General features: G+C 41.1%; 19 protein-coding genes and 2 pseudogenes. 13 read left to right on the top strand and 8 right to left on the bottom strand.

What is annotated here, in order from left to right; translation table 11 throughout:
- Window positions 1-436: 436 nt before the first annotated feature.
- Complete coding sequence (locus V7K21_RS28335; protein WP_335179104.1) at window positions 437-913, top strand: hypothetical protein; 477 nt, start codon at window positions 437-439, stop codon at window positions 911-913.
- Between the two features lie 472 nt (window positions 914-1,385).
- Window positions 1,386-2,042, top strand: a complete 657-nt coding sequence (locus V7K21_RS28330; protein ID WP_335179102.1) for a DUF1361 domain-containing protein — start codon at window positions 1,386-1,388, stop codon at window positions 2,040-2,042.
- Window positions 2,043-2,110: 68 nt separating this feature from the next.
- Here the strand turns inward: V7K21_RS28330 and V7K21_RS28325 are convergent, their stop codons facing one another.
- Window positions 2,111-2,416, bottom strand: coding sequence for an NAD-dependent epimerase/dehydratase family protein (locus tag V7K21_RS28325; RefSeq protein WP_335179132.1), 306 nt, complete (start codon window positions 2,414-2,416; stop codon window positions 2,111-2,113).
- Window positions 2,417-2,538: 122 nt separating this feature from the next.
- Entirely contained in the window at window positions 2,539-4,893 is a 2,355-nt protein-coding gene (locus V7K21_RS28320) for a putative PEP-binding protein (protein ID WP_335179101.1), read from the bottom strand.
- A gap of 760 nt (window positions 4,894-5,653) precedes the next feature.
- Here V7K21_RS28320 and V7K21_RS28315 point away from each other — a divergent pair.
- The gene (locus V7K21_RS28315; RefSeq protein WP_335179099.1) at window positions 5,654-6,112 is read left to right on the top strand and encodes an MgtC/SapB family protein; all 459 of its coding nucleotides are present in this window, start codon (window positions 5,654-5,656) and stop codon (window positions 6,110-6,112) included.
- Between the two features lie 178 nt (window positions 6,113-6,290).
- On the opposite strand, the gene V7K21_RS28310 is transcribed toward V7K21_RS28315, so the two are convergent.
- Entirely contained in the window at window positions 6,291-7,409 is a 1,119-nt protein-coding gene (locus V7K21_RS28310) for an acyltransferase family protein (protein ID WP_335179097.1), read from the bottom strand.
- A 638-nt stretch (window positions 7,410-8,047) separates the two neighbouring features.
- Here V7K21_RS28310 and V7K21_RS28305 point away from each other — a divergent pair.
- Window positions 8,048-8,299 carry a hypothetical protein gene (locus V7K21_RS28305; protein ID WP_335179095.1) on the top strand — a complete coding sequence of 84 codons (252 nt, stop codon included), beginning with the start codon at window positions 8,048-8,050 and terminating at the stop codon, window positions 8,297-8,299.
- Window positions 8,300-8,522: 223 nt separating this feature from the next.
- On the opposite strand, the gene recF is transcribed toward V7K21_RS28305, so the two are convergent.
- Window positions 8,523-9,644 carry a DNA replication/repair protein RecF gene (recF, locus tag V7K21_RS28300; protein ID WP_335179093.1) on the bottom strand — a complete coding sequence of 374 codons (1,122 nt, stop codon included), beginning with the start codon at window positions 9,642-9,644 and terminating at the stop codon, window positions 8,523-8,525.
- Between the two features lie 69 nt (window positions 9,645-9,713).
- On the bottom strand, window positions 9,714-12,572 hold the full coding sequence (locus V7K21_RS28295; RefSeq protein ID WP_335179130.1) for a cation-translocating P-type ATPase: 2,859 nt from the start codon (window positions 12,570-12,572) through the stop codon (window positions 9,714-9,716).
- A 491-nt stretch (window positions 12,573-13,063) separates the two neighbouring features.
- Here V7K21_RS28295 and V7K21_RS28290 point away from each other — a divergent pair, with 491 nt between their 5' ends.
- Together V7K21_RS28290 and V7K21_RS28285 are read left to right on the top strand one after the other, a co-directional pair.
- A complete protein-coding gene (locus V7K21_RS28290; RefSeq protein ID WP_335179091.1) occupies window positions 13,064-14,743 on the top strand; it encodes a transglutaminase family protein in 1,680 nt (559 codons plus the stop codon).
- A 522-nt stretch (window positions 14,744-15,265) separates the two neighbouring features.
- Window positions 15,266-16,126 carry a CDP-diacylglycerol diphosphatase gene (locus tag V7K21_RS28285; RefSeq protein WP_335179089.1) on the top strand — a complete coding sequence of 287 codons (861 nt, stop codon included), beginning with the start codon at window positions 15,266-15,268 and terminating at the stop codon, window positions 16,124-16,126.
- 188 nt (window positions 16,127-16,314) lie between these two features.
- Here V7K21_RS28285 and V7K21_RS28280 read toward each other — a convergent pair whose 3' ends face one another.
- Window positions 16,315-17,169, bottom strand: a complete 855-nt coding sequence (locus V7K21_RS28280; RefSeq protein ID WP_335179087.1) for a PD-(D/E)XK nuclease family protein — start codon at window positions 17,167-17,169, stop codon at window positions 16,315-16,317.
- Window positions 17,170-17,315: 146 nt separating this feature from the next.
- Here V7K21_RS28280 and V7K21_RS28275 point away from each other — a divergent pair, with 146 nt between their 5' ends.
- From V7K21_RS28275 to V7K21_RS28260, 4 genes and pseudogenes are all read left to right on the top strand, one after another.
- Window positions 17,316-18,740: a phosphoglucomutase/phosphomannomutase family protein gene (locus tag V7K21_RS28275; protein WP_335179085.1), complete on the top strand. Its 1,425-nt coding sequence runs from the start codon at window positions 17,316-17,318 to the stop codon at window positions 18,738-18,740.
- A 72-nt stretch (window positions 18,741-18,812) separates the two neighbouring features.
- Window positions 18,813-19,088, top strand: coding sequence for a LapA family protein (locus tag V7K21_RS28270; RefSeq protein ID WP_335179083.1), 276 nt, complete (start codon window positions 18,813-18,815; stop codon window positions 19,086-19,088).
- 12 nt (window positions 19,089-19,100) lie between these two features.
- Window positions 19,101-19,202 (top strand): annotated as a pseudogene (locus V7K21_RS28265) (DUF433 domain-containing protein); the annotation flags it as partial.
- A 10-nt stretch (window positions 19,203-19,212) separates the two neighbouring features.
- A complete protein-coding gene (locus V7K21_RS28260; protein ID WP_335179081.1) occupies window positions 19,213-19,362 on the top strand; it encodes a hypothetical protein in 150 nt (49 codons plus the stop codon).
- Between the two features lie 65 nt (window positions 19,363-19,427).
- On the opposite strand, the gene V7K21_RS28255 is transcribed toward V7K21_RS28260, so the two are convergent.
- Both V7K21_RS28255 and ndhD1 read right to left on the bottom strand, forming a co-directional pair.
- Entirely contained in the window at window positions 19,428-20,150 is a 723-nt protein-coding gene (locus tag V7K21_RS28255; RefSeq protein WP_335179079.1) for a Uma2 family endonuclease, read from the bottom strand.
- A 156-nt stretch (window positions 20,151-20,306) separates the two neighbouring features.
- On the bottom strand, window positions 20,307-21,884 hold the full coding sequence (ndhD1, locus tag V7K21_RS28250) for a photosynthetic/respiratory NAD(P)H-quinone oxidoreductase subunit D1 (protein WP_335179078.1): 1,578 nt from the start codon (window positions 21,882-21,884) through the stop codon (window positions 20,307-20,309).
- 364 nt (window positions 21,885-22,248) lie between these two features.
- On the opposite strand from ndhD1, the gene V7K21_RS28245 reads away from it, so the two are divergent.
- The 3 genes and pseudogenes from V7K21_RS28245 to V7K21_RS28235 all read left to right on the top strand — a co-directional run bounded on the left by V7K21_RS28245 (window position 22,249) and on the right by V7K21_RS28235 (window position 24,314).
- Window positions 22,249-22,389 (top strand): hypothetical protein, encoded by a 141-nt coding sequence (locus V7K21_RS28245; protein ID WP_335179076.1) that lies wholly within the window; start codon window positions 22,249-22,251, stop codon window positions 22,387-22,389.
- Between the two features lie 38 nt (window positions 22,390-22,427).
- Window positions 22,428-22,655 (top strand): annotated as a pseudogene (locus V7K21_RS28240) (hypothetical protein).
- Between the two features lie 69 nt (window positions 22,656-22,724).
- On the top strand, window positions 22,725-24,314 hold the full coding sequence (locus V7K21_RS28235; RefSeq protein WP_335179075.1) for a hypothetical protein: 1,590 nt from the start codon (window positions 22,725-22,727) through the stop codon (window positions 24,312-24,314).
- Window positions 24,315-24,375 lie beyond the last annotated feature (61 nt).

Here is a 24,375-nt window from a genome sequence, read left to right as displayed (position 1 = left end):
TTGGGAAAGACTAACGCCTGCGGTAGGATGCCCGAATGCGAGTGCGTCTCCTGTCTTGAGAAGGGCTGTAAAAAGAAGCAAGTGGCGTGGATTTAGGGGGATCTAAAACCTTTTGCTTTTCGCTTAAAGAACTTTCTTTTAAAACATCCTTTAAGACAGATGTGGTTCAACGCGCTTTGAGAGTGTCTGGTGGTTAGCATTCAAATAGACAGTAATATTCAGCCGCTTTTACAAAATGGTGCTACTTTAGACCAGTTGGATTTACCGATAGATTGGTGATCGCAGATGAGGGGGAGTGGGGAGTAGGGGGGGAGATAGAAGAGATGAGGGAGATGAGGGGAATAACCTATGCCCAATGCCTAATCCCTCTACTTGGTTACTTTTCTACTCATAATACTGGATACTATATTCTGGGTTTATTGCTGTTGGGGTGTTAATGTCTATTTCACATAAATATACTGTTATTGCTTTTGTTAGCCTGACCATTGCTTTGTTTATTAGTAGTTGTAACGGAAATAAAGTCTCCCAGTGCCAGCGACTGATTCGAGTTGTGAATACTGGAACTTCTTTGATTGATAAAAATAAAGGAACCCAAGTGATCACCAGCTTACAACTGTCTAAAGATTTAGAATTTGTAACTAAATCGATTGGGGAGCTGAAGTTAACAGACCCCAAGCTGAAAGAATTTCAAAGCAGTTTTGTCAAAATTTTTCAGAATCTCAGTGAAGCGATCGCCCAAGCAGCTAGGGCACTTGGTGTGACTAAAACAGCAGAAGCCTCGGCATCGGGTAGAGAAAAAATTGAAAAGGCCAGAGCCGAAATTGATTCAGCACTGACAGCAGCTACAACTGTTGGCAAGCAGTCGGATACCTTAGTGAATGAAATGAATAAGTATTGTAGCCAGCCAGAATAATCCAATTTGGTGAATTCGTTCTCAAGAGATTACACGATTATTTTCAGTCTCTTGGTAAAAGCTTTAAGATGCATCTGGAACTCGACTAGGGCAAAAGAAAATCAATATAATAGCCAGGACAGGGGCAACATTCCCATAAAAAAATCCACAGTCAGTTATTGTGCGGCGTTTTTGTAGCTCAGACTTTCTTTCTGTGGTAAATTTTACCCTGATGATTTTTCTGGCTATACTAGTGATTTAAGCTGATTGATTGATAAATTTCATCCCCCAATATGAAAGATATAAAAACTCTAAATTTCATACATATATCATATCAGTGTGCATTTTCTTTCAAATGACACAAAAGCCTTGTCTGGTCTTGGAGGAAATAAATTTCCTGGGGGTATAAAAATTTCATCAGTCAATCACTGAGGTTAATACTAACACTACAGAGTGAATCTAGATCAATCAAACGTCTTCTGAGTTAGCACCTATGAAAGAAGAATTGATAGCCAGAGTTGTACAGGTCTTGCGAATTAATATGAGTTGGATGACTTGGAACTTATTTCTGGCTTTTATACCTTTAGCTTTGAGTGTGTGGCTATTTCGCATCAAGCGTGGTGGCACTTGGCTTTGGTGGCTGGGATTCTTAGTTTTCTACGCTTTCTTACCGAATGCACCGTATTTGTTGACTGATGTAATTCACCTAATAGACGATATCCGCACGATTCAATCGATTTGGATGATTACTTTGGTACTCATTCCTGTGTATTTATTAGTAATTTTAGGTGGGTTTGAAGCTTATGTAATCTCGTTAATCAATTGGGGTTACTATTTACATCGCATTGGCAAAAGCCAATGGATTTGGCGCTTTGAGTTGATCACACATTTTCTCTGCGCTGTTGGTGTTTATTGGGGGCGATTTTTGCGTTTCAATAGTTGGGATTTTATTACTCAACCCGATGCCGTACTAACCAAAGGAGTAGAAGAAATTCTTGGGAAACAGCCCCTAGTAATTATTGTTATCACCTTTGTGGTACTTGGCGGTTTGTACTGGATTATGAAACGAGTAACTTTAGGTCTTAGCCAACCAGATAATAGGATAGGGATAAACTCAGGACGTGCAAACTCTAACACGCCAAACGTTTGATATTCGCGGCAATTTGGGCTTTGAGATTTGGGGTTTTAATTAGTAATTCTCCTGAAAAATCTTTCCTGTCAAAAGAAAGATGCAACTAAACCATTTTTGAGGTGAAATAAACTTAGAAGAAAACGGTTGATATGCCAAGTTCCGAGAAGATTGACTGCCATTATTTCATCCGGCGCATCTTCAGAGTGTCCAAGTAGCGCTGCAAGATGAACAACTGCATCGCAGCCTTTAAGTGCCGAACCAATTTCATTTGGATTCAGAATATTATGACCATTTGCAATATCAAAGCCAATCACTTCACATCCGTCAGCACCTAAAACTTTTTCAACAACCGAACCAATCATTACTTCGTTGCCAGTAACTAAGACTTTCAGAACACTCAGGATTGTTTATCATTTTTATTAATATGCATACTCAGCATCAAAGACATTTTAAAATTTATTTAATATTTGGAATTTTGAACTGAAGGAAAAATCTAAAATTGAATTACTCCTAACTAATCAAGTTCTCGTCGTGCAGCTGCTAAAATTAAGCGTTGTTCAGCACGAGCGATCGCCTGATATGTTCGCTCGACTGCTTCCGGTTCAACAGAAATGGAAGTTATGCCCCATTCCACTAACTTATCAATAATTTCTGGATAGAGGGCTGGTGCTTGACCGCAGATTGAACAAGGTATGCCAGCACTTTTAGCCATTTGGATCAGTTGAGCGATCGCCTTCATAACTGCCGGATGAAGTTCATTAAATACTTTTGCTAACTGTCCTTGTTCTCGATCCACTCCTAGCAGTAATTGGGTTAGGTCGTTTGTACCAATAGAAATTCCAGCTGCACCTGCTTTGACATATTCTGGCAGTAAAAACAATACACTTGGCACTTCTGCCATCATCCACAATTGAAACTGTGACACCTCAGTTAAAAGAGCTTGCTCAACTTTACGACGGCAAAAGACAAACTCTTCTACAGTCCGAACAAAAGGCAACAGCAGATTGACATTGCTGTAGCCAGCTTGCTGTACACTTGCTAAAGCTTTCAGTTCTAACTCAAATACTGCGGGATTTCGTAAATAGCTGAAGGTGCCACGTTCACCCAACATCGACTGGGGTGAAGATTGTAAATTATCATTCAATGAAGGGAAATCCTGCGATCGCCAATCTAAAGAACGATAAAAAACTGGTCTTGGTGCAAAAGCACGGGCAAACTGCATAATCTGCTCAGACCATAGCTCTAACAATTCTGCCTGACGCCCGCCTAAAATCCAACTATTAGGATGTTGCCCGGACAATATATTTAGTACCATTAATTCTGAGCGCAACAATCCCACCCCATCCACAGGGAAACTTTGCACTTGTTTTATTAAAATTGACTGACTCAAGTTAACCAGCAGTTGGGTAGCAATCATAGGTAGATGAGAAGTAAGAAGAGGATGGGGTGTTTTAGGGTTGGGGTGATTTGGGGAAATAAAATTTTCTCCTCCCAGTCTCCCACTTTCCATCTCCTCCTTTGAGTTTCCTTTGATCCGATAAACTTCTCCTCTGTCGCCATCAAGCAGCAGTCGTTCGCCAGTTTGGATTAAGCTTGTAGCAGATGTTGCGTTCACTACTGCTGCGATATTTAATTCTCTGGCAAGAATTGCAGCGTGGCTGGTTAATCCACCTTGTTCGGTAATAATACCAGCAACCTGTTGCAGTAATGGTAGCCAATCAGGTGCGATCGTTGGTATTACTAAAATTACTCCCTCAGGTAGTTGTTCAGGTTTGTGTTGTGGATTAGTAATTACTAGGGCATTTGCCACAACCCGTCCCCCTGCCGCCCCTAGTCCCCTAATGAAGTGTCTGTGGGGAATTACAGATTGGGGAGAACTAACTTGTGTTATGTAGAGCTTGCCAGATGTAGTTTGTTGAGCAATAGTCCATTTGATGGTAAAAGTTTTACCTAGTTCACTTACCAGTTGAGTTCCTAGAGCAATTATTTGTTGTAAGTATTCTTCTTGTAAAGCGTACTGTTTTTGTTGGGCTGACTGAATTACGTAGCTACTTAGACAAGTGTGATCTGGCGTTAGTACAGAGTTCGGCACGGGTTGCAAAAAAGCTTCGGGGCTTGGATCATCAACACCATAAGCCAGCATTTTATTGCCCAGATGTTGCTCAAGCACAACCCCAGTTGCCTGTTGAATGTAGTAAACATCTGGCTGGACTTCGCCAAGAGCGATCGCAACTCCTAATCCCCAAGTAGCTTCAATTTCCCACCCAGAGGAGTTGGCTCTGAGCAAGCCACTGGCGATCGCATTCTCAACTGGTTGAACCAAAACTGCTAAACTGATTTGTTGCAGGTTAATTCCTGAGTGCTGCCAATATAGTAGACTTCTAGCACGAAATATCTGGCTCCAGGTACGCTTTAATGCAAAAGCGATCGCTTCGGGTTCGCACTGGCAAAACACCGACTCCAGCAAACCAGATATATTGTTTAGACCTGGGATAGCAGTCGATACTGCCAAGGTAGGTCGAAGAATCAAACAGCCAGTTTGCCATTCTCTAGCTGCTTGAAAAATTGTACTCACCCACTGCTGTGGCACAGTCGCAGTGAGAATTTCTTGGCGCAAGCGACCAGCCACCTGCTGAAGTTGACGCCAATTAGTGACATCCAGGTGTAACGAAGAATGGGGTAAATCAGCCACTAATGACTCTGAACTATTAAGATTTTCGAGAAATTGTCGCAGAAATTCTGCCGAAACGACAAAACCAGGGACCACCGGATAGCCACGCTGGATAATTTTGCTCAAGTAAAACGCTTTGTCACCTACTTTGGCGCGGTCTTGTAGTTTAATTTGGTCTAGCCAGTAGAGTTTGTCCACTCAATTTGTTAGTGTCAGTTGTCTATTTGTAATCACAGCCATTCCCTGCTGGTACATTATCAGCCGTAAATCCATTGACTACCTACTAGCAAGAGTTTCCAGCATTTACGTTTAATTTGCCAACCTTATTAGTGGTTAATTGCTAGTTACACAATGTACTACTGTAATTCGACTCCTTTGTAAATCAAATTTTTTCCTTCATTTCGCCTCTCTTCCCTGAAACCGGGGGTTTAGTTGTTTGATCGAGTTGTAGATGGCGGTATCTAATTATTGAGTGTATGAGTTAAATCTAGCAATTTGAGGTAGAATTTTATAGTTTAGTCATTTTAAATAGTTCAAAACCTATTTAATAAACTGATAAATTCATGTCGTTTGCCCAAATTATGATCATTGTCATAATTTAAGAATGCAACCCCTCATTTATTATTGACAAAAATAATATCTTATTGTTAAAATTATTTTAATAATGGAAGATATTAATTTGCACATAACAAACTATTCCCAAATTGATAAAATCCAAATATTATATAGGCTATTAAATTACACCCGTTGAATTAGACCCCATCAATAAAAGATTAAAATATTTTTGCACTATTTTTGTAAAAATATTACTAATTAACCTAATACAGCTTGGCGAAGTCTGCCTACCTTTAACAAGGGGTTTTGCTGCAAGTCTTGTTAATTAAGATGATAGCTGGATTTTAGCCGTGCTGTACTAATATTTATTATATAAATAAAATTCTCTATACCAGACTAAGTATTGCCAAACACTTACTACCTTGCAACTAATGATTGGCTAAATATCAGCTTCAGGCTATGCATTGCATTACTTATTGGAGCAATTATCGGCTTAGAACGCCAAATTAAGCGCAAACCAGCGGGTTTAAGAACTCATATGCTCGTGAGTTTAGGTTCAGCCATGTTTATTCTCATAATTATCCAAACAGGTGGGTCACAGTCCAGTCCTGATGCACTCAGCCGCGTAATTCAGGGGATTGCAGCCGGTGTAGGATTTCTTGGTGCTGGAGAAATTGTCCGCCAATCTTCCCAAAAATCACAGCAACCTGAAATTCACGGACTCACCTCAGCAGCGGCTATTTGGGTTTCGGCTGCTTTGGGAATTGCTGCTGGCTGTGGTTTGTGGCAGTTAGGATTAATTGGTGCTTTGCTGACTTTTCTGGTTCTCAAAGTTTTTAAAAGCTTAGAAAAACATCCATAGTCTATCAATTTTGGATAATGGAATAATAGAATTTCATGAAGCAGCGTGGTCTTCTCCCTACAGCCCTTTTCAAGACAGGAGACGCTCTTATGTTCGGGCATCCTACGGCAGGTGCTAGCCTCTCCCTTTGGGAGAAGGGGAGAAGATGCCGCGCATAGCTCATGTCTTTTATGCCATGTTATGCCCGTGAAAACTTTTTGCGTAGCTGTCCCAATGGAAACTCTATAAACTGGTGAATCACATAGGCTAATCCAAAAGAAATTAATAGAGAAATTCCTCCTTGGAGAACTTTATGCAATTGGGGTAAATACATCTCAACTGCTAAGATCACAGTGTCATGAACAAGGTACAGGGAGTAAGATAGTATACCAAGAAAGCGTATCCACTTTAAATTTAGGATTGCGAATAATCCCCAATTGGGAAAGCGAATAGCAGTAATAAAGATTGGGTATAACCCAATTCCCTGTATAGTAAAAGCAAAGGTTTGTTTAAAATCAGGTGAGCGATATATAAATGAGAAAAGAATCAAGATTAGTCCTGCCGGCAGGAAGAAATACTTCCAGACTTTATTAGAATAGTGCTGTGCATCCAACATCGGATTACCATTTACTGCCAATGCACAGCCGAATAAAATACTATCTAGACGCGTATCTGTTCCATAATATGCACGATCAAAAGATGCTCCAAAACTATAAGTTAGAACACAGCGCCAGAGTAAGACAGCTAAACATAATACCCAAAAAATTAGCATTTGTCTGCGTGGACTTACATGCAGTTGACGTAGAGTTACATAAAGCAGTGGAAAAAGTAAATAGAAGTGCTCTTCGACAGCTAGAGACCAACATACCCAACTACCGACAGCAACATTATTTTCGCTAACCAAAACGCGATAATAGTTGCCATAGTGCAGACACTGAGCCAAGAAGGGCGGTAAGTCAATTTGTCCCTTAAGTAATCCTAAGACAGTTAAGCCAGCTCCTAATCCCAACACGAGATAAAATGGCGGCCAAATACGCAGGATTCGTCTTAGATAGAAGAGCTTAAAATCAAAAGTATGATAGCGATCATATTCTTGCCTCAGAAGAGTTGTTATCAAATAGCCACTAAGAAAGAAAAATACTGTTACACCGAAGCCTGCTGGAGCAAGCTTTTTAAGTCCTGCATGGAATAGAAAGACAATTAGGAAAGCAATAGTTCTTATTCCATCGAGGGATGGTATGTACAATCTTGAATGTGAATTTGTACCAGCCGAAACGTCTGGATTAGTTATAGGTGAAGCTGAGGAAAATTTTTCCAAGAATTTTTACTCCTTGAAGGTGTGACACAACAGGCTTAAAAGCTGATGATATAAAGAATCCAGTAACTTATCGTATCTACCTACCACATTTTTATAGACATATTAGACTTTTTGCATAAATGCTAAAACACAAGCTGAAAGCATTGCAATTGCGTGGCAGAATCCGACTTATACAAGAAGTTTCTTGTGTTGTTTTTTGACAATTATTACTATACAACAATACCCCAGACAAAATTTAGCTATTACAAACATTGAGTATGAGTACATGTAGTTAAAATTTTGCCCCCTATAGCTTGTTCGGTCAAAACCTTAATTTTAATCAAACAGCTCTAACTCAATATTGGTGAGAGGTTCAGGCTTTTATTATCTATGTTTTAGTTGGGTTAGAGAAAATACTAAAATTTTTCAACCAAGCTACTGAACATGGGATATGAGGTACTGAACAAGGGAATTACAAGGATTACAGCCTCTAACCCAGATTTCTAAAGACGATTTCACCTAGATTGAGGCAAAACGAGGCATTAAACACTCTGTCAAAGTCTTCTATCAATGAAAAACGCCCAAAATATAGACTATAGCGGTTCTCGTTTGGATACATTACAGTCTGACCTCACTTCCATTCCTCTCTCCTAACTGCGTTGGGGAGCCAGCGCTCTGGAGAGGGAATTTCCACGCCACTTGACGGCAGTTGCTTCTCAAGACAGGAGACGCACAAGGGACAAGTCGGGAAACCGCTTGGGCGCACTGCCTGCTTTATGCCTCTTAACCCGTCCACGGCAGTGGCTCCTCATGAGCAACTGGCATCTGGCGAACCACTCTTGTTGCACGTGGCGTCAGAGGCTTTGAGGCTTACTCCTCAACGCTACAAGGGTTGGGGCTGTTCTTGTTAGGTCTGTATTTTATGCAATTGAGAATCGCTATAGATAAAGGTTATGAGGCTTGCCAACGCCTAACTTGTGATTAATGCGAGCTAAGTAGAAATTGTTTGTATTAGCGCTGAAGCGCAGCTATGAGTCTTCTTGAATCTGTAGTTATCAGATTTTAGAATATTAAATAATTTGACGTTGCTGAGTAAAAATATGAATTTGTCAAGCAGGTTTTCAACCATAATTATTAGACCTGTGGGATTATTTCTCCTGCTTTCACAAAAAGAATTTGGGAGGACTTTAACCACTGGGAATCAAAAGAACCCAAATGAGTGGTAGTAATCAGCGTTTGAAAGCGGTCTTGAATAGCATCAAGCAATTGATTTTGGCGGGACAGATCGAGCTCGGCAAGAACATCATCTAGTAATAGCAGCGGTGGCTCTTTGACGACTTCTTCAATTAATTGTAATTCTGCTAATTTTAAGGCTAGAACCAGCGTTCGTTGTTGACCTTGAGAACCGTATTGACGAGCGAGTGTCTGGTTAATAGTTAATTCTACTTCGTCTCGATGGGGACCGACGAGAGTAGTGCCTTGGTGCATTTCAGCGATCGCTCGCTGTTGAATTTTTGCTAAAAAAGCTTGCTGGACTTCTTCTGGCTGATTATCCTCTAAAGGAATATTAGGCACATACTTGATTTGTAGAACTTCTGTACTGCCGCTGATACTAGCGTGCCAAGCACTAGCAATGGGAGCTAATCTTTGTATAGCGCGATCGCGCCGTCTAATTACCCGTGTCCCTGTGGTGGCTAACTGTGCATCCCACACCGCCAGTTCTGAATCCTGATTCCTGGGTGCTGAGTCTTGAGTTTTTTTTAAAAAAGCATTGCGCTGGCGTAACACATGATTATACTGGTGCAAAATGTGAGCGTAAACTGGTTCGAGTTGAATTAAGAGTGTATCTAACCAGTTGCGGCGACCTTCTGGGCCGCCGCGTACTAGTTCTAAATCCAGGCTGGAAAATTGGACTGCATTCAGAACGCCGAGAAAATCCATTTGACGGCGGATAGATTCACCATTGAGAGCAACGCTACGGCGACCGTTGCGGCGCAAGGTTAAGGTAAGGTCACTCACGCCAGTTTGTCGCTCAAGAGTAGCATTAATTTGAGCTATAGCTTCCCCTTCTTGAACTAAATCGCGATCGCGGGTCATTCGGTGCGATCGCAATGTCGCCAGCAACTCCACTGCCTCCAACAAATTCGACTTACCCTGAGCGTTATTACCTACCAAAATTGTTTTGGCAGCATTAAACTCAACCTTTTGGTCTTGGTAATTGCGAAATTGTCGGAGGTTTAGAGTTTTCAGGTACATAAGTGCGATTTTGGATTTTGGATTTTAGATTTTGGATTAAAGATAAATCTAAAATCTAAAATCTCCTTCTTAGACAGCCTTCTTGCCCATAATCCGCAAAAATATCTTCTCCGCTTCAATCCACACAAACATTAAGGCGCTGAAGCCAATACAAACCCCCAATTCCTGCATATTCAGGTAGTGAGTACCAAAGAAATCTCGCAGGGGTGGGACGTAAACTAGCATCAGTTGCAAAATCGTGGTTACAACAACTGCTGCTAGTACAAATATATTGGAAAGGGGATTCATCTCAATGGTCAATCGGTTGTTGGAGCGAATAGCGATCGCATGACCCATTTGGGCGATACACAAGGTAGTGAATACCATTGTCTTCCAAGCATCGCGATCGCCCTGATACCCAGCGGCATGGGTATGTTGATAAGCCCACCACATCAAGGCAATGGTGATAATGGCAAATATTATACCAATGCGAATTATGTAAGAACCCAATCCCCTAGCGAAAATACTTTCGCGCGGACTAAAAGGTGGACGTTTCATCACATCCGGTTCTGGAGGTTCCACAGCTAATGCCAAAGCTGGTAAACCGTCTGTGACCAAGTTCATCCATAGAATTTGTAAGGGGGTAAGGGGAACGCCTCCCAAACCAATTAGGGGTGCAGATGCAATTGTCAGAACTTCGCCAATGTTACTGCCCAGGATGTATTTGATAAAGCGGCGAATATTAGTGTAAACAACTCTACCCTCCTTGGTGGCGCTGACAATGGTGGCGAAGTTATCATCAAGTAACACCATATCACTGGCTTCTTTGCTGACATCGGTGCCAGTGATGCCCATTGCAATACCAATGTCAGCTTGTTTGAGGGCTGGGGCATCGTTGACGCCATCACCTGTCATCGCCACAAATCTGCCCCGGCGTTGCAATGCCTGGACAATTCGCAGTTTGTGTTCTGGGGAAACCCTGGCATAGATGCTTACCAGGTCAACGTTTTGCTCTAATTCCTGGTCAGTCATTCGCTGCAACTCTTGACCTGTGAGCAGGCGGTCGCCTTCTTGGGCAATTCCCAAATCGGTAGCGATCGCTCGTGCTGTTAACTGGTGGTCACCAGTAATCATCACTGGGCGAATGCCTGCGTCCCGACACTCTTGAACTGCTAACCTCACCTCTGGGCGTGGTGCATCTAGCATTCCCACTAATCCCAGCCACACCAAGTCTTGCTCAAATACTTCATCTGAACCTTCCGGTGGGATCTGTGCCAGGGGTTTGTAGGCAAAACCTAGCACCCGCAAACCTTTACTCGCCATTTGGTCATTTTCTACCAAAATTTTCTGGCGTTGTTTTTCGGTCAAGGGGGCTGTATGATTGCCCAAATGAATCTGAGTGGAACGTCCCAAGGTTAATTCTGGAGAACCTTTGGTAAACATTAAGTAAGGTTCAGATTGGAGAAAACCAGCGATAGCTGGGTCAACACCTCTCGAAGACGCTTCACCTGTCGCGACTTCCTGCACCTGAGAAATCACGCTCATCCGCTTGCGTTCCGAGGAAAAGGGAAACTCTGCAACGCGAGTTAATTTACTGTTCCACTGGTCTTTTTCGATTCCCGCTTTTGCCGCCAGTGTTAACAATGCCCCCTCTGTGGGATCTCCCAAAATTGCCCATTCCCCTTGTTCTTTTTGCAACACTGAATCATTACAAACAGCACAGGCGACTGATAATGCTGAGATTTCTGGCGACTCCTCTGGGGAAATTTTTTGACCATCTAAGTGAAAATCCCCTGTGGGAACATAACCTTCTCCAGTAACGCAAAAGGTTTTGTTGTTAATGGAAACCGATTGCACCACCATTTTATTTTGAGTCAGGGTACCGGTTTTATCAGAACAGATGGTAGTTACAGAACCCAATGTTTCCACAGCTGGCAATTTGCGAATTAAGGCATTCTGTCGCACCATTCGTTGAGTTCCCAGTGCCAGGGTGACGGTAATTACCGCAGGTAAACCTTCTGGCACTACAGCAACCGCCATACTCAAGGAAACTTCCAAGAGTTCTTGGATGTTTTTAAAACCTCTGTCCTGGATCACACCGCCAGCGACGACGACCGCCACGAGAATCAAAGAACCCGTAACCAAGACGTTGCCCAGTTGAGTCATCCGCTGCTGTAAAGGTGTCGGCTCACTTTCCACCGACTGCAACATGGTGGCAATTTTGCCTAGTTCTGTAGTCATTCCGGTGTTAGTCACCAGAATTTTGGCTCGTCCTTGGACTACTTCAGTTCCTTGAAACACGACATTTAGACGATCGCCTAATGATGTTTCCTCCGGCAATTTTAGTGATGCTTGTTTATTCACCGCTTCGGCTTCACCAGTCAATGCCGACTCACGGACTTGTAAATTAGACTCTTCAATCAAGCGTCCATCTGCGGCTATCTGCATCCCAGCTTCCAGCTGCATTACATCCCCTGGCACTAGTTCCTTAGCTGCTATCTCCACCAGTCTAGCGTCGCGGATGACCCGCACTAAGGGAGAGGTCATTTTTTTCAGGGCTGCCAATGCTTTTTCGGCACGGCTTTCTTGGACGTAGCCGAGTATGCCATTGAGGATGACAATTGCTAAGATAGCGATCGTATCTTTAAATGGCACTTCACCAGGCTTCAAATTGCCCGACTGCAAACGCATCAGGTCTAAAAACCCAGAAATCAGAGCTACGCCAATCAGCATCAACAACATAATGTTCTTGAACTGATCCAGCAGAATTTCCCAAGTACTACGGCCAGCAGTTTCTTCTAATTCGTTGGGGCCGTATTGTTGCAACCTCTGTTGAGTATCTTGGGATGTTAAGCCACTGTCTGCGTTACTATCGAGCAGGTCTAGCGCTTTATTAACTTCTAAACTATGCCAAACGGCGGCACCTTCAGGCAGAGAATTAGCAGACATCGTGTGGGTCACAGGAAATGGTTACAAAATTCGATCATAATTTAGTGATGGCAGGAATTCCATTTCCTAAAGTTACATTAAGGCGATCGCCTAGTTGCATGAGTGGATCTGTAATTCTTAACATTTGTAAATTTCTCCTTTTTTCAGATAGTATTATTTCTCACGAAAGAGTTTTTCGGAAAAGTTTGTCCCGATAATTATGAGTAATAAAGCTTGGAAGCTTTGTTACATAGCATATGTCACAATTAATTTGAGGCCGTTATTTTTAATTCACATCTGCTTAATAGGCAAAATGCATGGCACGATTGCATTTCTTCTCTACGATCCGTTACGCGAACATTTTTAATTTTGCCCAAAGTTGAGCCAGTCGCTTGCGTATTTACCCATGCTCAAGCGAACTGGTGTGCTACTAATGTTTCTTCACCTAGTAAACTTTTCCAGCCGAATTTTGAATTTTGAATTGCTTCGGCGTGCTAAACCATTCAATAAATATGCTTAATATTAGTTTCACACCCCCCACTGTGACCACAAGCCAGATGTTTGGGCAAAAAACAATTCGACCGCTTACTGCTGCTACCCTGTGTGGCATTACTTTCATTAAAGACAGACTGATTGCCATTGACAGTATTAAAGGGCATCTACTAGAGATTGATCCCACCTCTGACAACAGCAAAATTCTCAATCCCCATCAAGTTAAAGAATTTACCGATGTCACTGGTCTGGCAGCGTGGGAAGATACCCTGTGGGTAAGCCGAGAAAATAGTGTTTACTTGTGCAAGCTCAATGCTTTGGATCTAGAACATTTTGTGACATTGCCTTATGAGGCTGATGGCGTTGCTATTTGGGAAACAACAATTTATGTCAGCTGCCAAAGGCAGGGCTATATTCTGGTTTATGACCGCGAAACCCGAAAAGAGATTACCCGGTTTTATGCCCCTGGAGTTGGGATAGAGAATTTGGCAGTGAGTCAGGAAATGCTGTGGATTTGCGATCGCACCGAACAATCAGTTTACGCGATGGACAGGGCAACGGGAGAACTTCAATTCAGTGTCCTGACACCCTTTGAATCTCCTACAGGCATAGCAATCCATAAAAATGGCGAAACAGGCAAAGAAAGTATTTACGTCGCTTACGCCTCAGAGGAGCCTTATATCCGGGACAACCCAAATGCTGACCCGAGTCATGAGCTAACGTTCCGCGATCGCACTTTTATTCATCCCCTGTATTATCATTACCAACCAGATAAGCGTTACGCCCTCTCTAATGGCTATCTCATTGAAATGTCCTATGCTGAGGAAATTGCACCCTTAGACGAGGTTTATTTACCTGATGTGGAATGGCGCATCGCCCTACCCTCGGAAACTGAGCGTCAAAAGGTGAAACACGTTGAACCTATTGGTATACCCTTTACCGAAGAAGTAGTAGAAGGGCAACGTGTAGCAGTCTTTAAATTTGATTCTCTTGCTCCAGGAGAACGGCATATATTTGGCTGGAAGGCACTTTTGGAAGTTCGAGGAATTAAGTATCGCATCACACCCAAAGATGTAGAAAATATACCTAAGCTATCCCCAGAATTGCAAAGGCGCTACCTAGTGGATGACGACGATTTAGCAATGGATACTACCATTGTCCGCCGTGCCGCCAGAGAAGCGATTGGTTCTGAAACCAATGTGTTGCGGAAAATGCACAGCATCCGCAACTATGTTTATGATCAGTTATCCTACGGTATTAAACCTTACATTGACCCGCCAGATACAGTTTTAGAACGGGGCGTTGGTTCCTGTGGCGAATATGTCGGCGTCTTACTTGCCTTATCCCGTTTAAATGGCATCCCTTGTCGGACTGTAGGTAGGTACAAATGTCCTCCCCATAGTGACTTACTAGGAGTGCCGCTACAACCCGACTTTAATCATGTTTGGCTGGAGTTCTACGTCCCGAATTTTGGCTGGTTGCCAATGGAATCAAATCCTGACGATGTGGCTGAAGGTGGTCCTTATCCGACGCGCTTTTTTATGGGCTTATGCTGGTATCATATTGAAATTGGTAAAGGTATCACCTTTGAAACCGTGACAAGCCAAGGTGAGCGGCTAACCAAAGAAGATATCCCCATTGGCGATTTGGCGATTAATCATATTCGGTTCACAATTCTTAAAGAATTACCAGCTTTTTAAATTGGGACATCGGGCATTATTTCCGGTTTAATTATCAATTACATTTTAAAATTCTCAATAAAACCAGGTTTTTCGTTTTGATGCCTGGGTTGGGCTGCACCTATAGCAGTTCTCAATTGGGTAAAATACACACCATTCGTAGGGGCGCACAGATGTCACTAATGTCAACTTAACGTAAAAACCTTGTAATGACGTTAGAGCAAACTTACTCAATTATCAATCAATCCAGAGTCACCCCACCCTAGCTTTGCGTTAGCAAAGCTTTCACTCCCTTAATAAGGGTAAGGGATTGAAGGGTGGGGTAGAACGGCTGTGGGACAAGCGCTTGAGCTTAAGTTGATAGTTGATACCAATACACAGCTAGCTGTGTGCCCCTACAGCCTGTTGCATCCAAACGAGAATCGCTATATGTCTCTAGCGCTTTTGCCCTCTAAGCAAAAGTAACGGCAATAATTTTATTGAAATAATACCTTTATCCTGATAGACTGCAAAAGTGTTGCGATAGTTGAACAAAAGTAGCCAATGAAAAGTAATTTCTTATTAAAATTATTGGACTCTAAATACTTAATGAATTCATTTTTGATAAATCTAGGCAAGTTTAATATTAGAAAGTACAGAAGTAAATACTTGTTTATTGTTTTCTTAACCTGTTTTATTGAACTGAGCTTAACTACTACTTCAAATTCACAAATGACAGAGAATGTTCCTAGAGATTTGCTTTGGAACAAAGTTCAAAAATGTATTACAAATCAGCGAGAAATACACAAACCAGATCCATGTGTGTATGTCGATATTAACAATAAGTATGTCGTTGCAAACGGCAGTAAACCAGTGGACTATTTATTAGTCCCAACTGATAAAATTTCAGGTATAGAAGCCCCTCAAATATCGCAGTCAAATTCACGGAATTATTGGCAGTATGCATGGAAAAAAGCCACAGATAAAGACTACATCCGCTCAAAAGCACCTCAGGTAAAATACCCAGAACAAATTGGTTTAGCTATTAATTCCAAACAAGCTCGTCATCAAGATCAATTACACATTCATATGTCTTGTATTAAGAAAGTAGTTAGTGATGAACTTGATAAAAGTGAAAAAACTCGTGAGATTACGGACAGATTTCAATCCCAAAAATATGTAAATTTAGAGGGTAATAATTATAGCATAAGATTGCTAAAAAATGATTCTCTTAGTGATTCTAATAACCCTTTCTTGCTTGTAAAGGAATTCGTAGGTCAAACAAAAATGGAGGAGCAAAGTATAGCTGTAGTAGGAAGAAAACAGGGAGGATTTTACATTTTGAATACTCAAAGTGACACCCAAAGCGGCTATAAAGCAGTTGCTGAGAAGTTACTTGACGAAGACTGTAGTACTCAAAAATAGACATGGCACGAACATATAAAATTAATAATAAGATGACAATAATCCACCAATAAATTCGCTACCTGAATACTTTTCAAATAACCTTTTACATCTAGGTTGCCTGATCGAAGAAGAAAATCAGGTCAGTAAAAATATGAGTATTTAGTAGATTGTTTTGAAAATTGAACCAAGATAAAGAGGTAAACCAATTAGCTATTAACTCTTAAACTGGGCAGTGGATATGATTGAGTTCGCTTAAAATCGGCAAAATCACAGATTGAGTTAAATGGGCAAAAGCGGCAGTGAGAGCCAGGATTGGGAGGGAAAATTTTACTGAAATTAGTATTTTTTTCCTGATACTTTTGCAAATCGTGCTGATGCTTGTGAGCAACATTAGCTAACTCGAATTTTAAGGATTCTAATTCACTATTATTGATGCTAATTAACTCTGACTTTTTACATATTTCTAAATTATAAAATGATGCAACCGCTTGCCGTCCTGGATAAAGATAACGAGCAGCTAATAAATAAACTAATGCCTGTCGTCGGTCAAAAGCCGACTTACCAGTTTTGAAATCTAAAATATGTAAAGTGTTATCAGATTCAATGAAAACGCAGTCCATAGCCGCATATAAGCGAAAGCAATAATCTTCTTGTTCAATTACTATCGGTTTAGGAAAGCCTTCATCGCCCGGAGTTAATTGGATAATATCTTTATCCAAAAGCAACGGAGCATCGTGATATTTTTTTAAAATTTGCAAGACGCGTTGCTGGACTTGATTGCTTGAGTTGTCTAATTTCAGTAACTGTGCAACTCTTTCTACACCATCTGCTTGCTTCAACAGATGTCTGTGATGATGAAACTCATAAACACCTTTTTGGGCGAGTATCCCAATCCTCTGGGGTGCGGTGGCTTGCGCTAATAGCGCTTTGACCAGTGGTTCGTGTTGCCGTGCTTTGATAAACCCCCGTCTCATCTGGCAATGCCAGCGTTCTTGCCCGGTTGCTGGGGCAACTAGAGACCAAAGGTGATAACTGGCAAAAGGTCGATCGGGGGTTGACATTGCTCAGAAACAGTGAGAAAAAATACGATAGGGAGAAGTTTAACCTAAGACTTCCTTAGAAAAGAACTTCGGAGAATACTTGCTGCTACACACGCTTTGCGGGAAGCTTTAATAGTACTGATAATGTACGGGAGCAAGTGGCAAAAATGTCCAGCAAGATAAAATTTGGCACCGATGGATGGCGAGGGATTATTGCCGATGACTTTACTTTCCCAAATGTGCGGAAAGTAACAAGGGCAATCGCCACTTACTTAGAAACAGCCTACACAAAAGATAGACCAGTACTTATTGCCTACGATACTCGCTTTTTAGCTGACGAGTTTGCTCAAACAGCGGCCCAAGTCCTGGCAGATTTGGGTTGGACTGTCAAAATTACTGATCGGGATTGCCCCACACCAGTAATTGCCTACAACGCCCGCCACCTAAATTCCGCAGGGGCGTTAATGTTTACTGCTAGCCATAATCCAGCACCCTACTGTGGAATTAAATATATACCCGATTATGCTGGGCCTGCCACTCCAGAGATTACTGATACTATTGTCGCAAATATCGAAAGTGCATCGGATGAGTTGCCTGGGAGCAACCCATCGGGTTCAATTTCTATTTTCGATCCCAAACCAGATTACCTGCAATTTATCTACACCCTACTTGATGTAGAACGGATTAAAAGCGCTAATTTAAAGGTAAAGTACGATGCGCTCTATTCTACCTCTCGCGGCTATTTAGATGAAGTTTTGCAACATAGTGGCGTTCAGTTAGAAAGTTTTCACGATTGGAGGGATGTTTTATTTGGCGGTGGAATGCCAGAACCCAAAGGAGAACAATTAGTAGAGTTAGTGGAAGCAGTACTTCGCGATCAAGCTGATTTGGGCTTGGCAACGGATGGAGATAGCGATCGCTTTGGCATCGTCGATGAACAAGGAAACGTCCTTACTCCTAATACTGTGCTGCTACTCCTAGCACGTCATTTAATCAAAAACAAAGGTAAAACCGGCGCGATAGTCCGCACTGTCGCTACAACCCACCTGCTGGATAATTTCGCTGCTAAAAATGGGCTGCAAATTTATGAGACAGCAGTTGGTTTTAAATACATCGGCGAAAAAATGCGCGAAACTGCCGTGTTAATTGGTGGAGAGGAATCAGGTGGTTTGAGTATTATTGGGCATATTCCCGAAAAAGACGGGGTATTAGCCGATATGCTGGTGGCAGAAGCGATCGCCTATGAAGGCAAACCTCTGAGTCAGTTGGTTAAGGAAGCGATCGCTGAAGCCGATGGCCCACTTTACAACAACCGTCTTGATTTGCACCTCACAGAGGCGCACAAAACCGCCGTCATCGACTCTTTTACCAAAAATCCACCTACAGAGGTAGCAGGAATTAAAGTCAAGGAAGTGGGGCGTAAAGACGGTATTAAGCTGTATTTAGAAGAGGGTAGCTGGGTTTTACTGCGTCCTTCTGGCACAGAACCACTAGTGCGCGTCTATCTAGAAACCAACACTCCCGAAAAACTTACTCAAATCGCCCAAGAGTTAGAGAGTGCCATTGCTAAACTAGAGGCAGTAGCAGTTTAATCAGTTAGAGTTAGGAGTTAGGAGTTATAAGTTAAGAATTATTAACTCCTAACTCCTAACTTTTTTCAAACTATGAAAATCGCTCCTTTTTTGACATCTTTAGTTGTAGCGGTTTGGGTAATAGCGATCGCAATTATTTCAGTCCAAAATGCTACACCCGTATCGTTAAAATTCTTAACATTCCAATCGATTCAGATACCAATGGGTTTAGTGCTAGCTTTTAGTGCCGGTGTAGGGTTAATTGGTATGGCACTGCTGCAACCTCTTTGGGGCCTTGCTAGTTTTGGACAGCGTAATTCTCGATTGGAAGACGATGCCGAATTTTTTGTTGATGATGAAAATTTTTAAGGTTTGAATAGCTTGCAGTACCAAAATATTATTACAATCGAACAAGGAAAACGAGGAGGTAAGCCTTGTATTCGAGGAATGCGAATTATTGTCTACGAAGCTATGCAGCTGATCAAAAACGTCTATGAGTGGAATTTATACAGCAGATTTTAATTTGTGGATTGAACAGGCAGCCCAACTATTGCGATCGCATCAGATGAAGGTTCTGGTAAATATATTTATTGAGCAACCAGCCTTTACGATTTATACCGTCAAGCTATCAGTTACTTTATAGATATAATTCCCTACCCAGGAAGCTAATTAACATGAAGGCAGCGGAAATTACAAAGCTTGGTGAATCTATGACAGAGTTTCTGGATCAACACCAAACGCCTTCAACCTTTCCACTAACATTTTCACTTGTTGTTCTGCTGCGACACATTGCTGTTCTTTAAAACCTGCGCGTTCTTCCGCTTCTCTGATGCGTTCTTCTGGTGTCAACAATTTTTGCCCTTCCTCGTCATACCAGTACAGCCACTCCCGCACTATACCTTGATAAATTCCTCGTTCTCGCCCAATTCCTAAACCAATCTCTGGTAGCCAAACAGGATTTCCTGACATTAAAATATATTCCCCATCAACTAGGCGATACACCTCCAAAGGCGGCTTTTTACGCCGAAGGGGACTATATACAACGTAGTACAAAATTCCTAATTCTTTAGCATACAATTCTTTCTTGCTGCTATATTCTTCCCGATATATTTGGGAAACAACTTCTAGTGCTAAAATCGGCAGTTTATTTTCTTCCCACAGCACATAACTTAGGCGCAAGTCCTCATGAATGAAGCGTTTAACTCCTAAGCTGAGAAACCCATCAGGGACAATGGCTGGTTTATCTAGGTTATAATAAATACCCATCTCAACACCAAAGAACCAATCCCAGCGATCGCACCAAACCAAAGTTAGTGTCATTTTCAGCAAGCCGGGAATTAAATTTTGTAGTTCATTATCCACAGCGGTATCATCTGAGTCGGGTAATTCTTCGGAAGATGGCAAACAATGTAGCGGATTGTAGTTTAACATGAGCGGTTTTGCCAAATCTTATTTTAGATAGATTGTAGGTAATCTATTACAGAATTGGTATTAGCGATCGCCTCCAAGCAATGTACATCAAAAAAGGGCAGGTAGAAAACCTGCCCTCAAAGTAATAAATATTTCAACTAAATTAGCGATCGCAATTTAATTAGCAATTGACGGCGCACTCAAAGAAACCTTTAGTGCTTCGTCTTTTTGCTGTGCTAATGTCGGCACAGAATCACGCAATCTTGCTGTCAATTGTACAGTTGTGGCGTCGTACATCTGAGTCAACAATTTCGGATAGAAACCAATACCAATAATTGGCACTAACAAACAGGCAATGATAAATACTTCGCGAGGTTCAGCATCTATCAAAGCTTGGTGAGAAACTAATTCCTTATTTTCTTCTCCGTAGAAAATTTCCCGCAACATCGACAGCAGATAAATCGGAGTTAAAATTACTCCTACTGCCATCAAGAACACCACAATGACTTTGAAGGTAGAGCTATAAGCATCGCTAGTAGCAAAACCGACAAACACCATTAATTCTGCCACAAAACCGCTCATCCCTGGCAATGCCAAAGAAGCCATTGAACAAGTGGTGAACATGGCGAAAACCTTCGGCATTCTCTTACCGACACCACCCATTTCATCCAACATCAGGGTGTGTGTCCGGTCATAAGTTGCGCCAACGAGGAAGAACAAACTCGCCCCAATTAACCCGTGAGAAACCATTTGCAACACTGCCCCACTTAAACCCAAATCGGTGAAGGAGGCGATACCAATCATCACAAAGCCCATGTGAGAAATTGAGGAGTAGGCAATTTTTCGCTTCAGGTTGCGCTGGGCAAAGGATGTCAAGGCAGCGTAGATGATATTAACTACCCCCAAAACTACAAATACTGGCGCAAAGAAAGCGTGGGCGTCGGGGAGCATTTGGGCATTCATCCGAATTAAGGCGTAACCGCCCATTTTCAGGAGAATCCCTGCCAATAACATATGTACAGGGGCTGTAGCTTCCCCGTGGGCATCAGGTAGCCAGGTGTGCAAGGGAATAATCGGCAACTTGACGGCGTAGGCAATCAGGAAGCCAGCATAGAGGGCAAGTTGGAAATTTAGGGCGAAGTCCTTTAAGGCGAGCGATCGCATGTCAAACGTCACCGTATCGCCGTAAAATCCCATTGTCAGGGCAGACAGCAAAATAAACAGCGAACCGCCAGCGGTGTATAAAATAAATTTGGTCGCTGCATATTGCCGCCTTTTACCTCCCCAAATCGACAGCAGGAAGTATATCGGTACTAGTTCCAGTTCCCACACCAGGAAAAATAACAGCATATCCTGGACAGCGAACACGGCAATCTGACCGCCATACATCGCCAAAATCAAGAAGTAAAATAGCTTGGGCTTGAAGGTAATAGGCCAAGCTGCTAAAATCGCCAGTGTGGTAATGAATCCAGTCAAAATAATTAGGGGCATGGATAAGCCATCTGCCCCTACTGACCAATTCAAATCTAGTTGGGGTACCCAGGGGTAACTCTCCACCAACTGCAAACCTGGATTGGAGAAATCATACTGAGTATAAAAAGCATAAACAATTAGTGCAAAATCTATCAGCCCTACGATCAGGGAGTACCAGCGCACTGTTTTGCCTTCTTTATCAGGGATGATGGGAAGAAGTAGCGACGCCGCTATCGGAAACAGAATAATCGTCGTCAGCCACGGAAAATTAGCTGTATTCATCACAATTCGTCTGCTATCAAAATCATGTTTGGCAAAAAGTCACTAGTTATTAACTAACAGCTTTTTGAGGATTTCGTCTTCCTCGTTAGGTTGATTTAATTAAATTAGCAATCTCCCATTTTTTCTCTTGAGAATCTTTTTTAACAGTTGGGGGTGCGGAATGTGGGTTGGGATGCTCCCAGTCAAGTCAAAAATTTACCCTAAATAAAGCCGCTAAAATTATAGTTTAGGGGTGCGATGTCTACGACAAGCCGCTCTGCGTCTACGCGTAGCCTAACCTATCGCTAAAAATACACGATGCTGTTTGATGATTAATGTAAAAAGCGATTTGGTGCAAAAAAGCATGACAGGAGAAATAACCATAATGATAATCGCACAAATTGAAAGCCAGATTCGTTATGTCACCAACACAGAGGGAGAAACAACAGATGTACTCGTCCTTGTAGAACTTTGGCAACAGATCGCTTTCATCACTACAATAGGTAATTTGATTGAGTTTTTTTAGTAAAATAGACAGGGAAAGTTGATAAGGGAAATTTGATTATGTCATCTCCAGCGATCGCTACTGTAATTAAGATGATGGAATCTTTATCTGAAGATGTGTAAGAAAGAGTTGCAGAACATCTCCGAGAGTACCTGGAAGATTTGCAAGATGAATTGAAATGGGATAAATCATTTAAGAAAACTCAACAACTGATTGCATCTGCCCAATCTGCTAAAAGAGAGATTGCAGAAGAACTTACAAAACCAATGAACTCTGAAAAGTTATGAATTCTGTAACTCTTCCTTCTTTTTGGGATTAAGATTATATTATTAATTTTTTGATATTAACTGAAGAAAATGGATTTTACTTTATCAAATGCGCCTGAACATGTGATCAAAAATATTGAGAATTTACAACAAATATGGTGGGAAAGATGCGAGGCTATTGAAAACAACCAAAAAGGAGCTTATAGTCGCCATATATTATTAATTTTACACGATTTGCGTGAAGAGATACAGAATAATAAAAATAGATTTTCTCAAAATGCTTTCGGAAAAAAGTTCTTTAAAATTCAATTTTCTACTTACTGTAGTTTTAAAAAAGAACAACTTGATGATCTAGATAGAATTAGACAAACCTGGACAAGAGAAGTAGATCGAGAACTAAATTTAATTACTGAAGCTTTATCCGACAATAAAAGTAAATTTGAATTAGAGGATATTTTAATATTAATTCAACGTATAGAAGAAAAAATAACGTCAGAAAATAGCTTTAGGCAAGTTATTAACCTTTTATACGAAAAAGTACTTGAAAAAGACTTAAATCATAATCATATAGAATTTATTGTAGATACAATAATTCTATTATTTAATTTTAAGGGAATGTTGGAATTACAATCAATATTATATCATCAATTTCAAAAATTTGAAGATATAGGAACAGATCCTGAGCAAGTCAATTTATACCCTACCCTATTTGGCTCACCATCAAGAGATACAAAATCAGTTGATGAACATAAGGAAGAACTTAGAACATATTATGAGTCTTCAAGTATTAAACAGAGACTTAATTTTTTAAGAGAAATTTATTGTCTAGAACCTCAAACTTATAAAGTTATTTTCAAGATAACAGGTGTGGAATTCAAAAACAAAATTAATATAGGCAAAGTTGAACTATATCGTCCTAAAATAGATGGAAAATATATTAAAGTAAATGAGATTATAAGCATAACTGTTGAAGATAATTCGGATTACTGTGTTGCAGTGGATATCCGAGGTGTAGATAGTAAATTCATGAAAATTAAAGCCCAACAAATGGCTGAAAGAACAATAGCTGTTCTCTCAACACGAAATAGGAAAGACCAGGCTATTATTTTATCAAGTGATTGGGTTATTTGTAATTCTCAAGGAGAAATTCGAGCTTTTAGCTTTAAAGGCAGGAATAAGCCACACACTATTAGATATAACTCTATTGACTCGCAAAATAATCACCAAAGGCTTGGTCAGTGGATATCTTCTGAAGATATATGTCATCCAACTGTAGCAAAATGGCTTGCTTCTACCGACTGGTATAGACGAGCAACTGAAGCTTCACAAAGCACTGAAGAAATATTAAATTCATGGTTTGCTGTAGAAAAGTTTTCTGAAGATTCTAAAATAATTTGTAAAAGACTTCCTGAATTATCAGATGATCTTAAGAATAAAAAGAAGATTTTTAAAGAAAATATAGATTTATGGCTTAATGATGATCGTATTAGAACAGTACAGTTACTTCTTGTTTTGAGTGAATTAAAATTTAATTTATATCAGAAAGTAAGAAAAGTTGGAGGTATTTTTGTTACACCTCCAATATTTCCGGGAATGGATATATCTAAGTCCATAAACCAAGATTTACAAGACTATTTATCTGCTAATAAGGGACTTCCAGAGAATAAACTATTCCATTAACAATAATGATAATCGTTTTAAAGGGGGATGAAGGGGCTGCCGACGGCAGCCCCTTCATCCC

Origin of the sequence: Nostoc sp., from assembly GCF_036919595.1 — a bacterium.
Classification (GTDB): Bacteria; Cyanobacteriota; Cyanobacteriia; order Cyanobacteriales; family Nostocaceae; genus Nostoc.
The sequence above is the reverse complement of the archived record's forward strand: the minus strand, read 5'-3'. Positions and strand labels throughout refer to the sequence as shown.

Coding starts and splice junctions, on each gene's coding strand:
- V7K21_RS28335 (WP_335179104.1), top strand. CDS start 437: ATGTCTATTTCACATAAATATACTGTTATTGCTTTTGTTAGCCTGACC.
- ndhD1 (WP_335179078.1), bottom strand. CDS start 21,884: ATGAATACAGCTAATTTTCCGTGGCTGACGACGATTATTCTGTTTCCG.
- V7K21_RS28270 (WP_335179083.1), top strand. CDS start 18,813: ATGAAAATCGCTCCTTTTTTGACATCTTTAGTTGTAGCGGTTTGGGTA.
- V7K21_RS28285 (WP_335179089.1), top strand. CDS start 15,266: ATGAAAAGTAATTTCTTATTAAAATTATTGGACTCTAAATACTTAATG.
- V7K21_RS28290 (WP_335179091.1), top strand. CDS start 13,064: ATGCTTAATATTAGTTTCACACCCCCCACTGTGACCACAAGCCAGATG.
- V7K21_RS28235 (WP_335179075.1), top strand. CDS start 22,725: ATGGATTTTACTTTATCAAATGCGCCTGAACATGTGATCAAAAATATT.
- V7K21_RS28245 (WP_335179076.1), top strand. CDS start 22,249: ATGATAATCGCACAAATTGAAAGCCAGATTCGTTATGTCACCAACACA.
- V7K21_RS28275 (WP_335179085.1), top strand. CDS start 17,316: ATGTCCAGCAAGATAAAATTTGGCACCGATGGATGGCGAGGGATTATT.
- V7K21_RS28255 (WP_335179079.1), bottom strand. CDS start 20,150: ATGTTAAACTACAATCCGCTACATTGTTTGCCATCTTCCGAAGAATTA.
- V7K21_RS28295 (WP_335179130.1), bottom strand. CDS start 12,572: ATGTCTGCTAATTCTCTGCCTGAAGGTGCCGCCGTTTGGCATAGTTTA.
- V7K21_RS28260 (WP_335179081.1), top strand. CDS start 19,213: ATGAGTGGAATTTATACAGCAGATTTTAATTTGTGGATTGAACAGGCA.
- recF (WP_335179093.1), bottom strand. CDS start 9,644: ATGTACCTGAAAACTCTAAACCTCCGACAATTTCGCAATTACCAAGAC.
- V7K21_RS28330 (WP_335179102.1), top strand. CDS start 1,386: ATGAAAGAAGAATTGATAGCCAGAGTTGTACAGGTCTTGCGAATTAAT.
- V7K21_RS28280 (WP_335179087.1), bottom strand. CDS start 17,169: ATGTCAACCCCCGATCGACCTTTTGCCAGTTATCACCTTTGGTCTCTA.